The 14,210-nt window shown below is 69.9% G+C and carries 8 protein-coding genes; all 8 read right to left on the reverse strand.

Annotated elements, in window-relative coordinates; translation table 11 throughout:
• Positions 1 to 73: 73 nt before the first annotated feature.
• Complete coding sequence (murA, locus tag ACF1AJ_RS05730; RefSeq protein ID WP_391506483.1) at positions 74 to 1,444, reverse strand: UDP-N-acetylglucosamine 1-carboxyvinyltransferase; 1,371 nt, start codon at positions 1,442 to 1,444, stop codon at positions 74 to 76.
• Positions 1,441 to 2,040: a 3-isopropylmalate dehydratase small subunit gene (leuD, locus tag ACF1AJ_RS05735; protein ID WP_391506484.1), complete on the reverse strand. Its 600-nt coding sequence runs from the start codon at positions 2,038 to 2,040 to the stop codon at positions 1,441 to 1,443. Before leuD ends, murA begins: the two co-directional genes overlap by 4 nt.
• Positions 2,040 to 3,524, reverse strand: coding sequence for a 3-isopropylmalate dehydratase large subunit (leuC, locus tag ACF1AJ_RS05740; RefSeq protein WP_391506485.1), 1,485 nt, complete (start codon positions 3,522 to 3,524; stop codon positions 2,040 to 2,042). The genes leuD and leuC overlap by 1 nt, the downstream gene beginning before the upstream one ends.
• Before the next feature lie 153 nt (positions 3,525 to 3,677).
• On the reverse strand, positions 3,678 to 4,166 hold the full coding sequence (locus tag ACF1AJ_RS05745) for an FHA domain-containing protein (RefSeq protein WP_391506486.1): 489 nt from the start codon (positions 4,164 to 4,166) through the stop codon (positions 3,678 to 3,680).
• A gap of 58 nt (positions 4,167 to 4,224) precedes the next feature.
• Positions 4,225 to 6,588 carry a transglutaminase family protein gene (locus ACF1AJ_RS05750; RefSeq protein ID WP_391506487.1) on the reverse strand — a complete coding sequence of 788 codons (2,364 nt, stop codon included), beginning with the start codon at positions 6,586 to 6,588 and terminating at the stop codon, positions 4,225 to 4,227.
• The gene (locus ACF1AJ_RS05755; RefSeq protein WP_391506488.1) at positions 6,585 to 7,901 is read right to left on the reverse strand and encodes a DUF58 domain-containing protein; all 1,317 of its coding nucleotides are present in this window, start codon (positions 7,899 to 7,901) and stop codon (positions 6,585 to 6,587) included. The genes ACF1AJ_RS05750 and ACF1AJ_RS05755 overlap by 4 nt, the downstream gene beginning before the upstream one ends.
• A 53-nt stretch (positions 7,902 to 7,954) precedes the next feature.
• Positions 7,955 to 8,917 carry an AAA family ATPase gene (locus ACF1AJ_RS05760; protein ID WP_391507445.1) on the reverse strand — a complete coding sequence of 321 codons (963 nt, stop codon included), beginning with the start codon at positions 8,915 to 8,917 and terminating at the stop codon, positions 7,955 to 7,957.
• Between the two features lie 18 nt (positions 8,918 to 8,935).
• Positions 8,936 to 14,209: an Ig-like domain-containing protein gene (locus tag ACF1AJ_RS05765; RefSeq protein ID WP_391506489.1), complete on the reverse strand. Its 5,274-nt coding sequence runs from the start codon at positions 14,207 to 14,209 to the stop codon at positions 8,936 to 8,938.
• Position 14,210 lies beyond the last annotated feature (1 nt).

Consider the following 14,210-nt stretch of genomic DNA (forward strand, 5'->3'; position numbering starts at 1 on the left):
CCGTCCCATTATCGGTGACCCGGCATCCCGCACCGAGCATGCCGCACGGAATGGACCAGCCGGATGAGCCGGTTCAGCCTTCGAGGACGAAGTCGGCCCCGAGCAGCTGCAGCTTCGTGATGAAGTTCTCGTAGCCGCGGCTGATGATTCCGACGTTGCTCACGGTCGAGCGCCCCTCGGCGGTCAGGGCCGCGATCAGGTGGCTGAAGCCGCCGCGGAGGTCCGGAACCTCGATGTCCGCGCCCTTCAGCTCCACCGGGCCCATGATGACCGCCGAGTGGTTGAAGTTGCGCTGACCGAAGCGGCATGGGTGGCCGCCGAGGCACTCCTTGTGGACCTGGATCTTCGCGCCCATGTCGATGAGCGCGTCGACGAAGCCGAAACGCTGCTCGTACACCGTCTCGTGGACGATCGACACGCCGGACGCCTTGGTGAGCGCCACGACGAGCGGCTGCTGCCAGTCCGTCATGAAGCCGGGGTGCACGTCCGTCTCGATGACGACCGGCTTGAGCTCGCCGCCCGGGTGGTAGAAGCGGATGCCGTCGTCGTGGATCTCGAAGGCGCCGCCGACCTTGCGGAAGACGTTGAGGAAGGTGAGCATCTCGGGCTGGCGCGCACCGCCGACGAAGACGTCGCCGCCGGTCGCGAGCGCGGCCGCAGCCCAGCTCGCGGCCTCGTTGCGGTCGAACAGCGAGGTGTGGGTGTAACCGGAGAGCGAGTCGACGCCCTCGATGCGGATCACGCGGTCGGTGTCGACCGAGATCACGGCGCCCATCTTCTGGAGCACGTTGATGAGATCCATGATCTCCGGCTCGATGGCCGCGCCCTTGAGCTCGGTGATGCCGTCGGCCCGCACCGCGGTCAGGAGCACCTGCTCCGTCGCGCCGACGCTCGGGTACGGGAGCTCCAGCTTGGCGCCGTGCAGGCCGTTGGGGGCCGTCATGCGGATGCCGCTGGGCAGCTTGTCGACGACAGCGCCGAACTTGCGCAGCACCTCGAGGTGATAGTCGATCGGCCGGTCGCCGATGCGGCAGCCGCCGAGGTCGGGGATGAACGCCTCGCCCAGGCGGTGCAGCAGCGGGCCGCAGAACAGGATCGGGATGCGGCTGGAGCCGGCGTGCGCGTCGATGTCGGCCATGTGCGCCGACTCGACCGCGCTCGGGTCGAGCAGCAGCTCGCCCTCCTCGGCGCCGTCGGTCACCTTGACGCCGTGGACCTCGAGCAGGCCGCGCACCACGCGGACATCGGAGATGTCCGGCACGTTGCGGAGCACGCTCGGGCTCTCGCCGAGGATCGCCGCGACCATGGCCTTCGTGACGAAGTTCTTGGCGCCGCGCACCTCGATGCGGCCCTCGAGGGGGCGTCCGCCGTTGATCGTGATGCGATCGCCCTTGAGGCCCACGCGTGCTCCTGCTGCCTGTGCGTCCTGAAGAAGAGATGTCAAAGTTTCACCGGGAGGGTCGTGGGCCGCCAGCTCGCGCGGCCCGATTCGTATTCGGAGATTCGCGCCTCGTCGCGCAGGGTGAGGGCGATGTCGTCCAGCCCTTCGAGCAAACGCCAGCGAGTGTAGTCGTCGATGTCGAAAGACACCTGGACCTCACCGACGGTCGCAGTCTTGGCAACCAGATCCACCGTCGCCGGTATTCCCGGCTGGGCTTCGATCGCCTCCCACAGCCGCTCGGCGTCCTCTTCGGAGATGATGCCGGTCAACAGGCCCTGCTTGCCCGCGTTCCCGCGGAAGATGTCGGCGAACCGAGGGCTCAGGACAACGCGGAAACCGAAGTCGCGGAGCGCCCAGACGGCATGTTCGCGTGACGAACCCGTGCCGAAATCGGGGCCCGCGACGAGCACCGTCGCGCCCTGGTACTCCGGTCGGTTGAGGATGAAGTCCGGGTCCTGGCGCCAGGCGTAGAACAGGGCGTCCTCGAAGCCGGTCTTGGTGACACGCTTGAGGAACACCGCAGGGATGATCTGGTCGGTGTCGACGTCGGAGCGCCGGAACGGGACGGCGGTTCCGGTGACGGTCTCGAACTTCTCCATCAGGCGCCCACCTTCTCTCCGATTCGCGTGCCGGCGCCGCCATCGCGCGGCGTGTCGCCGCCTTCGGCCTCCAGGTCCCAGGGGCTCGAGAGCGTTCCGCGGATCGCCGTGGCCGCCGCGACGAGCGGCGAGACCAGGTGCGTGCGGCCGCCCTTGCCCTGCCGGCCCTCGAAGTTGCGGTTGGAGGTGGAGGCGCAGCGCTCCCCCGGCGCCAGCTGGTCCGGGTTCATGCCGAGGCACATGGAGCAGCCGGCGAAACGCCACTCGCCGCCGAACTCCTCGACGATCTTGTCGATCCCCTCGGCCTCGGCTTCGATGCGGACGCGCGCCGAGCCGGGGACGACCATGACGCGGACGCCGTCCGCCTTCTTCCTGCCCTTGATGATGGAGGCGAAGGCGCGGAGGTCCTCGATCCGGCTGTTCGTGCAGGAGCCCATGAAGACCGCATCCACGGGGATGCTCTTCATCGGGGTGCCCGGCTGGAGGTCCATGTACTCCAGGGCGCGCTCGGCGGCGGCCCGCGCGTTGGGGTCGGCGATCGCGGCCGGGTCCGGGACAGGCTGGCTGAGCGAGACGCCCTGGCCGGGGTTGGTCCCCCAGGTGACGAACGGCTCGATCTCGTCGGCGTCGAGGTAGACCTCGGCGTCGAAGACCGCGTCGTCATCGGTCTGCAGGGTCTTCCAATAGGCGACGGCCTCGTCCCAGTCGGTGCCCTCTGGAGCGTGCGGACGCCCCTTCAGGTAGGCGAACGTGGTCTCGTCGGGGGCGACCATCCCGGCGCGCGCACCCGCCTCGATGGACATGTTGCAGATGGTCATCCGGCCCTCCATGGAGAGCGAGCGGATGGCGCTGCCGCGGTACTCGAGCACGTAACCCTGGCCTCCGCCGGTGCCGATCTTGGCGATGACGGCGAGGATGATGTCCTTCGCGGTCACCCCGGGGCGCAACTCGCCCTCGACGGTGATGGCCATGGTCTTGAACGGCTTGAGCGGGAGCGTCTGGGTGGCGAGCACGTGCTCGACCTCGCTCGTTCCGATGCCGAACGCCATGGCGCCGAACGCGCCGTGGGTGGAGGTGTGCGAGTCGCCGCAGACGACGGTGATGCCCGGCATGGTGAGGCCGAGCTGCGGGCCGACGACGTGCACGATGCCCTGCTCGACGTCGCCCAGCGAGTGGAGACGGATGCCGAACTCCTCGGCGTTGCGGCGCAGCGTCTCGATCTGGGTGCGGCTGGTCAGGTCGGCGATGGGCTTGTCGATGCCGATCGTCGGAGTGTTGTGGTCTTCTGTCGCGATGGTGAGGTCGGGGCGGCGGACCGGACGGCCGGCCATGCGCAGGCCGTCGAAGGCCTGCGGGCTGGTGACCTCGTGGACCAGGTGCAGGTCGATGTAGATGAGGTCGGGCGAGCCGTCCTCGCCCTTGGCGACCAGGTGGTCGTTCCAGACCTTCTCGGCCAGTGTCAGTGGCCCGGTGGGGTTGCTCATGCTCTTACGAACTCCTTAGCGTGTGAACGGATCAGCCGTCGACGGACTCCGCGGCGAGAGTGGCCTGAGACTAGGACTCGCCGCGGCGGCTAAGGAGGAGAAGACCCGCGTACACGAGTGACAGGGTATCACCCGATCGCGGGCGGGCCTCTGTCAGGAGCGCTCTGCGCGGATGCTCAGGTCGCCGAGAAGCAGCTCCGCGCCGTCGGGCACGGCGGCGGGTTCTCCCGGCTCGGCGCGGGTTCCGTCGACGACGACGCCGTTGGTCGAATAGAGGTCGGTGACGGTCAGCGTGTCGCCGTCGACGACGAGGAGCGCGTGGGTCTTCGACACCGTCGAGGTCGGGTCGTCGAGCGCGATCGGCTCGGCATCGCCGGCGTGCGCGCCTCGAGACGGATTGCGGCCCAGGAGCACGGCTCGGGTCAGCGGCACGACCCGGCCGCCGGGCAGGAGGAGACGCCAGACGGGCCGGACAGGAGCGGCGGGGCCGTTCGGTCCGGGCGGCGGGCTGAAGGCCGGAAGGGCCCGGCCGGGAGCGACCGCCTCGATCCGTTCGGCCGAGGGCGCCGGTGTGTGCGTCGGCTGGGATGGACGTGACGGGATGAGGCCAGGTGGCGGAACGATGAACCCGCGGTCGTCCATGCCGCCCACTATACGGAAACGGGACGACCGGTCGAGGGGTCTGCGGCGCGCGCCCGCCTCACGCGCGGCGGGCGCGTCGGTAGCGGAAGGCCGCGAGCCGGGCGCGTAGCGGGCCGGCCGCCTTCGTGGCACGGGTGAGGGCGTCGTCGGCTGTCGTCCACGCATGCTGGACGCGCTCCTCGTCGACGACGCTGCCGTCGAACACGGCGGCGTCGACGTGCCGGGCCAGGTCGCGGAGGCCGCCGTCCGGAACCGGGAGATCCTGTGCGGCGGATTGCTCCTCGAGCGCGGCGGCCGCCTGGAGCCGCGTAGCACGCTCCGGGACGGCGAGCCCCAGCTCGGCGTATCCGTCGGTCAGCTCGTCCCAGGCGCCGGCCGCGCGCCGGTCGGGCGGCCCGGCGCTCTCGCGCTTGCGCCGTCGCCGGCGTTTGAGTGCGGCGATGATCAGCAGCGGGATGAAGTACGCCAGCAGCGGGATGCCGATGACCCCGAGCAGCACCCATGCCCAGACCGGCAGACGGAACGCCGACGCCTTGTCTTTCGGGTCGTTGTCCTTCGTTTTGACGGGCGTCAGGAGATCTTCGGCGCGCGGATCGGCGGGCGGCGGCTGCCGGACCTGCGGCTGCGGCTCGAGCTTCGGCTTCGTGGTCTGGTTCTTCGGCGCATCCGTCTTGGTCGGCGTCGGGAAGAACGGCACCCATCCGACGCCCTCGAAGGCGACCTCGTCCCAGGCGGTCACGTCATCGCCGGTGACCGTGGTGGTGCTGCCCGAGACCTTCGGCGCGAAGCCCATGACCACGCGGGTCGGGTAGCCGAGCCGTCGGGCCATGAGCGCGAACGCGCTCGGGTACTGCTCCTGGTCGCCGACCATCGGCGACTTGGACAGCAGGTCGGTCATGCGGTCGGCGCCCTGACCGGCGCGCGAGGGAACCGGGTCGGACGCCCGCCCGTGGCTGAGGTAGCCGAGCGACTTGAGCGACCGCTCGATGTTGCGCAGCTTCTGGATGGCCGTGTCGGCGGATCCGGCGTACTCCTCGGCCTTCGCCGACACCACGTCGGGGACGTTGGTGACCGACGGGAGTGTCAGCTTGGCCGGCGGGACCTTGGCGAGCGCCCGGTCGTTCGGGATCTTCTGCGCGGTCGCCCCGACCGTATAGGCGAGGCCGTTGCGCACACCGCTCGTGACAGCCGCCGTTCCCGTCGCGGTGTTGACGCGCACCGTCGATGTCGGGTCCTGGCCGGTGTGCGCGTCGAACGTGAGCGTGTTCGTGTAGCCGAGCGTCGGCAGCCACACGTCCGAGTAGCCGAGGACGTCGATGGCGGCGGTCGACGACGCACCGGGCGTGAACAGCGGTGGCCGCGGGATGGTGCTGCCGAGCAGCTCGAACGCGCCGGACGCGTCGCTGTCGCTCCCCGGGGACGCGACGGACCAGACGACGCCGTCGTAGCTGTCCATGGTGGCGAGCCGGATCACCTGGCCTTGTTTGAGCCCGGTGACGGTGAAGAGCTTCGTCTTCTGCAGTTCTTTCGTGTACTTCCGGAACCCGGCCAGAGGGCTCGGATAGTCGAGCGGATCGAATGGCGGCGTGATCTCGTCGCGCACGACGAATCGCGAGGCGGCCGGCGGCGCGAGCACCGACCCCGCCAGCGCTCCGACGAGCACCGCACCGAGCACGACCGCGGCGCCCCCGAGCAATCGGCTGCGCCGGACCCCGGAGTCGGTCTCCACACGGTCGCGCGCGAAGCGCGCGCGACGCCAGGCGAGCCACACGAGAGCCACCCCTGCGAACAGGACGCCGCGTATCCCGGCGAAGAACGCATCCCGCGTACCGAGCAGGATGGCCGCGAGCAGGAGCAGCGCCGGCCCGGCGAGCAGTACGGCTGCGCGACCCGAGGACGGACGCCGCACGCGCGGCAGCCAGCGGACGGCGAGGGTGACGGACACCAGGGAGACCAGCCACCCGGCGACGTAGGGCACCACCGCGACGTACGGAGGCGCCTCGAGCGGAGCCTGCAGGGTCACCGCGTCGGACCAGCCGAACACAGCGCCGATGACCAGCCCGGAAAGACTGTCGAGCGACGGCAGGACCCCGTACAGCGCCTGGCCGGGAAGCGCGAGCGGCGTGCCGAACAGGAAGTAGGCGGCCAGCGCGATGACGGTCGTCAGCGGCCACGACAGTCGCAGTAGCCGGCCCAGCAGCGCGACTCCCCCGCCGACCACGATGCCGCCGATCGCGGCCTGAGCGAAGGCGTAGTGCCCGAACGCCGGCTCGAATCCGGCGACCGCGAGCAGGCTGAGGCCGGTGAGGACGGCGACGTCGATCCATGTCGTCCGTGGCAGCGTGTCGAACAGCGGGGTCGTCGCGGAGGCGGGTCGCGCGTCCCGCCGACGGCCCGAGCCGGTGCCCGTCGCCGCGCTCATCGACCGGCTCGCTTCAGCAGGGACGGCAACTCGGGCAGGGCGGAGACGGTGATCAGCATCGAGCGCCCGAGCCGGGTCAGGCGCGGCTCCGCGGCCTCGTCGACCCGGATCACGATGGTCTCCGTGTCGGTCGACCACAGCGCGGAAGCGCCGCGAAGCTCGGCCGCGTCGACCTGCGAGCCGACAACGGTGACAGCGAGGCTCGGAGCGGGCAGGCGCAGGGTGGCCTGGCGCAGGAACTCGCGCAGGGTGGGGTGCGCCCCATCCACCGACTGGATGCGGCAGGAGTCGTCGAGCAGGGCGGTCGGCGTCTCGACGCGCATCGGTCCGCCCTGCCACAGGGCGCGGATCTCGGTCTCCTCGCGGATCACCTGGCACCCGACTGAGGCGAGGACCGAGACGCCGAGCTCGAACTCGTCGTCCGAGGCGAAGTGCGGGCGCTCGGCGTCGAACGCCAGCAGCAGCTGCGAGCGACGGGTCTCCTGGTACTGCCGGACCATCAGCTGACCCGTCCGTGCGGACGTCCGCCAGTGCACGTTGCGAATGTCGTCGCCCGGCTCGTAGGTGCGCAGGGCGTGGAACGCGAGGTCGCTGTCGGTGATGACCTTGGTGGTCTGCCCCTCGAGGTCACGGACGAGGCCGCGGGCCGTTGCGGCGAGCCGCACCGTCTTCGGGTGGACGAACAGCTCGATCTGCTCGGTCCACTGGTTCGTACGGCGCAGCAGTCCCAACTGGTCACCGCGCACGGACAGCGCGGGGCCGGCCAGGATGAGTGCCCGCCGCTCGGTCGGGACGGCGAACAGCTCTTCGGTCTCGGCCCCGGGGGCGAGCCGTGGGATGGTGAAGTCGGCCTGTCCCTCGCCGACGGGCAGTTCCATGCGTGTCGGCAGAACCGGCCGCGATCCGCTGTTGGCGACGGTCAGCCGTCCGAGAGCCCGGCCGCCGGCGACCACGCGGCGCGGGTTCAGCTCGATTCCGACCCGGTACGTCGAGCGGCCGAAGACGAAGGCGGCCGCGATCACGAACGCAGCGAGCAGCGTGGCCGCGATATAGACGAATTCCGCCCATCCGAGCCACACCGCCAGGACGATCGACGCCGCTGCGCTGGCGAGCACGATCCAGCCGAGGGTGCTGACAACGCCGACGACCGGCGCGATGCGGCGACCGACCGCACGCCCGAGGGGCGCGACCCGCGAGGTCACCGCGCCGGCCGCACGCGCGAGCGCTCCGCCGACGAGTTCCGCCGCGATGCGCGCCTGATCGGCGCCGGGTGTGCGACGACGCCGTCCGCGAGCGGGGCTGTCGGTGGTCATGGTTACGAAATCCTGTTGGGTCGATCGGGACGGAGAGAGGAGGGCGAGGCGGCTCAGGCTGCCCGATAGGCGGGCGGGGTGGCCGAAGCGACGGCCCGCTCGACGATGTCGGCCGCTGTCACTCCCGCGAACTCCGACTCCGGGTCGACGATGACGCGGTGAGCGAGCACCGGCTGGGCGAGATCGCGGATGTCGTCCGGTGTCACGAAGGTGCGACCTGCGGAGATCGCCCACGTCTTCGCCGCACGTGCCAGCGCCAAGGCGCCGCGGATGCTGACGCCGAGCGCCGCATCCTTGTCGTCGCGGGTCGCGGTGACGATCTCGCTCAGGTACCCCATGACGCTGGCGTCGGTGTGCACCTCCGACGCGAGCTGGGCGAGCGTCGTGACCGAGTCCGACGCGATGATCGGCCGCACGGCCGACGCGCGGGAGCGGTTCGACGAGTCGAGCAGCAGGTCGACGGTCGTCGCGTGATCCGGGTAGCCGAGCGAGGTCTTGATCAGGAAGCGGTCGAGCTGCGCCTCGGGCAGAGAGTACGTTCCGGCCTGCTCCACCGGGTTCTGCGTCGCGATCACGATGAACGGCGCGCCGACCGGGTGGCCGACGCCATCCACCGTCACGACGCCCTCTTCCATCACCTCCAGTAGCGCGGACTGCGTCTTCGGGCTCGCCCGGTTGATCTCGTCCGCGAGCACCACCGACGCGAAGATCGGTCCGGGGTGGAACTCGAACCGACCGCTTGACTGGTCGTAGATCGTCACGCCGGTGACATCGGACGGCAGAAGGTCGGGGGTGAACTGAATACGCAGTTGCGTGCCCTCGACCGTGTTGGCGAGCGCCTTGGCGAGTACCGTCTTGCCGGTACCCGGCACGTCTTCGAGCAGCACGTGGCCGCCGGAGAGCATGGCCGTGATCACCAGGCGGATGCTGTGCTCCTTGCCGAGGATCGCCTTGTCGACGTTCGCCACCAACTGCGTGAACGCCCCGGCGAACCAGTCCGCCTGCTCCTGTGTCACTGCCACTGCTGCATCTCCTTACTTGGACCAGTCCTGAACACTGCTCTGCTCACCGTTCACGACCACGTACGCTCCCGGATAGCCGCACCACGGCTCGATGTCGCTTCCGGCGTTGCCGTGGTAGTGGCCGTAGCCGCTCCCGTCGGTCGAGATCGACCGCGTCGACAACGTCCCTCCATTGCAGTGCACCTGCATGCTGAAGGTCCGGTTGGCCGGGAAGTTGTGGAGAGTCACGTCGTACGTGTAGCTGTGGACGAATCCAGGCTTGAGGTCGCCCTTCTTCAGGTCGATCGACGGAGCCGGCGGCGGCGGATCCTTGACCTCGACGCTGCCCGAGGTCGCGTGCGGCCCCTCCTTGTTTCCCGGGTTCGACGCGTATATCTCGAACGAGTACGTGCCGGCGCCCTTGTTGTTCGCCTTGGCACTCGTGCTGGTCGTCGTCTGCCACGACCCGCCGTTGAGACGGTAGTGGTACGTCGCCTGCCCACCGCCCGTGCCGTTCGGATTGGAGAGGGCGTTCCAGCTCATCGTCAGGTCGCTCGGGGCGTTCCCGCTGCTGGTGATCGAGAGTCCGCCCACCTTCGTCGGATTGCCGTAGGGGGTGACCGGCGTGCTTCCGGCCGACTCGTCACTCCATCCGTCCGCGTTCTGCGCCCGGACAGTGAACGAGTACGACTTGCCGTTCGTGAGCCCGCCGATCGTCACGTCGCCGACGGACGTCGTGGTCGCCGTGTGCCCCACACCGTCCGTCACCTCGTACTGCGTGATCGGCTTCCCGTTGTCCGCCGGCGCCTTGATCGAGACGGTCACCTTCCCGTCGCTCGCGCGCGGATTGGACGGAGCACTGGGCTTCGACGGCACGTCGTGGACGGTCACACGCAGCTGCCCGATGGCCGACGCGGTGCGCTTCGGGTCCTTCGTCGCATCCTCGACGTGGTAGACCACGTTCACGGCGCCGATCGCCGCCCCGGAGGACGCGCTGACGCTGATCGACGACCCGGTGTGGGTCACCGTCACGCCGGCCGGAGCGCTCTGCGCTGTCGCGTCGGTGATCGTGAGCGGCTGCCCCGGGAACGGGTTGACCCACTGGGCGTCGCTCGACGCGCCTGTGACCGTCGCGGTGTCCCCGCGCTTGACCTCGGCCGTCTGTGGCGGGTTCTTCTGCGTGGCGACCGGCCTGCTCGAACTCACCACCTGCACGTTCACCGTGCCGGAGATCGTGTGCGTCCCCGAGCTGATCGTCACCGCAATCGTCGCCGTCTCCCCCGCCTGCACCCCCAGCGGCGCCGACAGGGTCAGCGTCGACCCGCTCAAGGCCGACTGGATCTTCGGGTTGGACGACGTGCCGCCCGAGTACGTCAGCTTGTTGAGGATCTCGGGGTTCGGGTGGAAGCTGGACGCCCGCAGGTCGACCGACAGCGGCGCCTCCCCCGGCTCGATCTTCTCGCTGGGCGAGGTGAACGTCGGCGCGACATCGGACTGGTCCGGCTCCCCGACCGTGATCGGAAGGACCAGCGTGGTGATGCGGTCCGAACTCTGGCCGGCCTCCCGTCCGTCGTTCACCTTGAAGGTGATCGCCGCCGGTCCCCGGTATCCCTTCGCCGCCGTGAAGGTCAGCGTCTGCTCGTCGCCGTACGACGATCCACCCCAGCTGTTGGTGGCGCTGACGCCGGAAGCGCCAGTGAGCTTGTAGTCGCGGCCGGACGGGACGGTGAGGATGTCGGACAGCTTCCAGCTCTTCGACCCGTCGGCCTGCACGATCTGCTGCGGCAGGCCGTCCTTGATGCGCGGCGGGGCCGTGGCGTCGCCCTTCGGCGGGACCACGATGAACGCGGTCCCCTTCAGACCGGTGACGGTGTCGGTCAGCGTGTAGGCGATCGCGATCCGCTGCTCGCCGGGCTTCACGGTGATGGCGCCGTCCTGGCCGACGTCTGCGGCGGAGGCGTTCGGCCCGGTGACCTCGACCTTCAGGTCGTCCACGAGTCCGGACGGGTTCGTCGCGCCCTGGAGCGCGTTCACCTTGACGCTCTGCTTGTTCGCCACCTCGTCGGGCTCCAGGACATGGTCCACGGCGGTCGGCGGCACATCCTTGGCGTTCGGGGTCACCGTGACCTGGATGAACGCGCTGGCGACGCCGCCCTGCCCGTTGGTGATCTGATAGCGCACGACGAACGAGCCTTCGTCCTTCGGAGCCGTGACGAGAACGATCTTGCCGTGCACGGACGCCTTGAGACCCTCGTCCACCTGCAGCAGCTTCTTCTGCAGCGCGATCGCGTACCCGTTCGGGTCGGAGTCGTTGTCGAGTACGGGCACCGCGATGGTCCGGCCCGGCTTCACCTGAACCGGATCGTTGACCGCGATCGGAGGCCGCACCTGGCTCGGGCGCGGGATGACGGCGATCGACACCGTGCCTGTCGCCGTCTTCCCGTACGTGTCTTTCACCTGGTACGTGAACGTGTCGGTCCCGGCCGAGTCGGGGTACGCCTCGTAGGTGAAGGAGCGGCTGGTGGAGTCGGAGATCCGGCCGAGCGTCGGCTGCGTCGCGAGTCCCGAGAGCGAGACCGAGTCGCCGTCCGGGTCGATGCCGTCGAGCGGAACCTCCACCGGCACGGACGAGCCGGCGAAGGCACGCACGGTGAGCGGCTGCGGCTGAGGCGCACGGTCGGAGCCCTTCTCCGGGGCGCCGACGACGAAGGTCACGGTGGCCTGCGCCTTCTGGCCGTACTTGTCGGTGATCCCGTAGACCACGGTGTACTGGCCGGGCGTCGTCGGCGCCTGGTAGCGGACGGACTCGCCGCTGACGAAGGCGGTCGCGCCTTGGCCGGCACCGCTTGCGTCGCGCAGCTGCGTGTCGAGGGTGAAGGGGGCGTTGTCGGGCGAGTAGTCGTTCTCCATCACGGCCACCGTCGCGACATCGCCCGCTCGGACCGGCACCTGATCGTCGACGGCGACCGGCGGCTGGTGCTGCACGAGCGGAGGGACGGGGACGACGGTGATGCCGGCGGTCGCCTCGTTGATCCCGTCCGAGACGACATAGGAGAGCTGCACCTGCTGGGTGAGCACGGTCGGAGCCGTGACCTTCACCACCGCGTTGTCGAGCACTTCCACGTTGAGGTCCTCGGCGCCCTTGCCGACGGACACGGACCGCACGGCGAGCACGCGGCCGGACGGCGAGACGTCGTTCTCGAGGACGGCGACAGAGGTGGGCTCTCCGGGCCGGACGTAGGCCTTGTCGGTCACGGCGATCGGCGGAGCCTCGCTCGCACCCTGTGGCGCGATGTCGACGCGCGCGAGCCCCGTCGTCGTCTTGGGCCCCGCCCCGAGCGTGTAGACGAGGTAGTACTCCCCCGGCGCGTTGCTGCGGACGGTGATCGTGCCCCGCGAGCTGTCGGCCGTGACCTGGGCGCCGCTCCCGCCGTCAAGGCCCGCGCCGACCAGCGACAGCGGCTCACCCGACGGCGACTGGTCGTTGTCGAGGGGATGCAGCACCACCGGTCGCCCGGTGAACCCGTCGGCGAAGTCCGTCACGGCGACCGGGTCGAGCGTTCCCGCGGGCTTCACCGTCACGATCAGGCTGCCCGTGGCCGAGGCGCGGCCGTCGGAGATGGTGACGCGCACCTCCTTGGAGCCCGCCTGACCGGTCTTGCTGGTGAAGGTGACGTCGCCGTTGGGCTTGAACCGCACGTCGTCCTCGGTGGTCGCGGACGCGGCGACCAGGCTGAGGTCGTCACCGTCCGGGTCCGTCCAGTCGTTCAGCACGTTGTAGGTGACCGACTGGCCGACCTCGGTCTGGGCGGTGCTCGACCGGGTGGATGCGGGAGCCTCGTTCACGGCGGGCTGCTTGAGCGTCGCATCCACCTGAGCGGACGACGTTCCTCCGCGGCCGTCGTCGACCGAGTAGCGGAACGAGATCGTGCCGCTCAGGCCGTCCTTCGGCGTGAACTGGATGGCGCGGCCGCCCTCGACGAGCTGCAGCACGCCCTGATCCACCGGGATCGCCGTCACGTCCGAGATCGTCAGGACGTCGCCGTCCGGATCCGTGTCGTTCGTAAGCACGTGAAGCACTGTGGATCGGCCCGGGCGCACGCCGTACGTGTCGTTCACGGCGATGGGTGGCCGGTTCTGATCGGTCCGCTGCGCAAGAGTGTCGGCGAAGGACTGCACGACCGGCTTCTCCTCGCCGGTCTCGCCCTGCACGGTGGTGTCGTTCGGCTTGAGCTGCGCCCAGTTCTGCACGAGCCGCATGTTGGAGGAGACGACCCACGCGTTGCCGTCGCGCAGATTGTTCAGCGCGATGACGCCGTGGTTGACCCGGAACTCGAGGTCGTCGCCCGCGACCGGCTGGTCGATGTCGATGCCGACCGGCTTCTTGCCGTCGCACGCGTAGAGGTAGCGGCCGGAGCCGGACCACGCGCCGTACGAGCAGGCGCCGAGACGCACGGGGGCGGACACCGCATCGGCGCCGCCCTTCGAGGTCGCGCCGGCCGGGCTCGCGGTGACGGTCCCGCCGCCGAGCGGGACGCTGAGGAGGCTGTTCGCCGTGGCGACGACGGCGGCACGGTCGTCGGGCCCGGGCTGCTGGAGCCGGAGTCCCTTGGCGGGAAGGTCGACCGTCGTGCCGCCACCGGTGATCATCCGGTTGCGCTGCGTGTCGAGCACGACCGCCTGGTCGCCCACGGCGCTCACCTGGAACGCGCCGGGCACCGCGAAGTCGCGGGTCTCCGGCTTCGCGCCGGGCCCGTCAACCGTGATCAGCCGCTTGCCCTTCGGCGCGACCACGAACGTCGTGCCCGACTTCGCGACGGCGAGCTTCGCGCCGGCTCCTGCCTTCACGACCGGCTTCGTCTTGGTCTTGTCGAAGTCGAGACGGCCCGACGCATCCAGCACCCAGAGGTTGCCGTTCGGCGCCAGCACGGAGAGCGTCGTCCCGCCGTAGCCGACCTGCGAGTCCTCCGGAACCTGGATGCGTCCCCCGAGCGAGACGAAGGCCGGGTCGATCCTGTCCACGGTTCCGTGCGGGAGGTCGGTGAGGAAGTACGCGGATCCGTCCTGCAGCACGTCCAGATCGGCGCTCGCGCCCGTGACCGCGGCATCCAGCTCGTCGATCTGGTGATTGAGCCGGCCGCCGAGCAGCTTCTCGCCGTTGGTGACCCAGACGTCGCGGGTGTCGAGCTCGACCGCGTTGACGGGGAAGCCCTTGTGAAGGACGGCGATCGTCAGCGGGACCCCCGCGACGACCGCGAGTGCGGTGATCACGGCGGCGGTCTTCCGCTGCCGGAACCACGCACTCACT

Origin of the sequence: Leifsonia sp. NPDC014704, from assembly GCF_043083605.1 — a bacterium.
Taxonomy (GTDB): domain Bacteria; phylum Actinomycetota; class Actinomycetes; order Actinomycetales; family Microbacteriaceae; genus Leifsonia.

Excerpts from the sequence above, each read along its gene's own strand:
- leuD (WP_391506484.1), bottom strand. The coding sequence starts at position 2,040 with ATGGAGAAGTTCGAGACCGTCACCGGAACCGCCGTCCCGTTCCGGCGC.
- leuC (WP_391506485.1), bottom strand. The coding sequence starts at position 3,524 with ATGAGCAACCCCACCGGGCCACTGACACTGGCCGAGAAGGTCTGGAAC.
- ACF1AJ_RS05745 (WP_391506486.1), bottom strand. The coding sequence starts at position 4,166 with ATGGACGACCGCGGGTTCATCGTTCCGCCACCTGGCCTCATCCCGTCA.
- ACF1AJ_RS05750 (WP_391506487.1), bottom strand. The coding sequence starts at position 6,588 with ATGAGCGCGGCGACGGGCACCGGCTCGGGCCGTCGGCGGGACGCGCGA.
- ACF1AJ_RS05755 (WP_391506488.1), bottom strand. The coding sequence starts at position 7,901 with ATGACCACCGACAGCCCCGCTCGCGGACGGCGTCGTCGCACACCCGGC.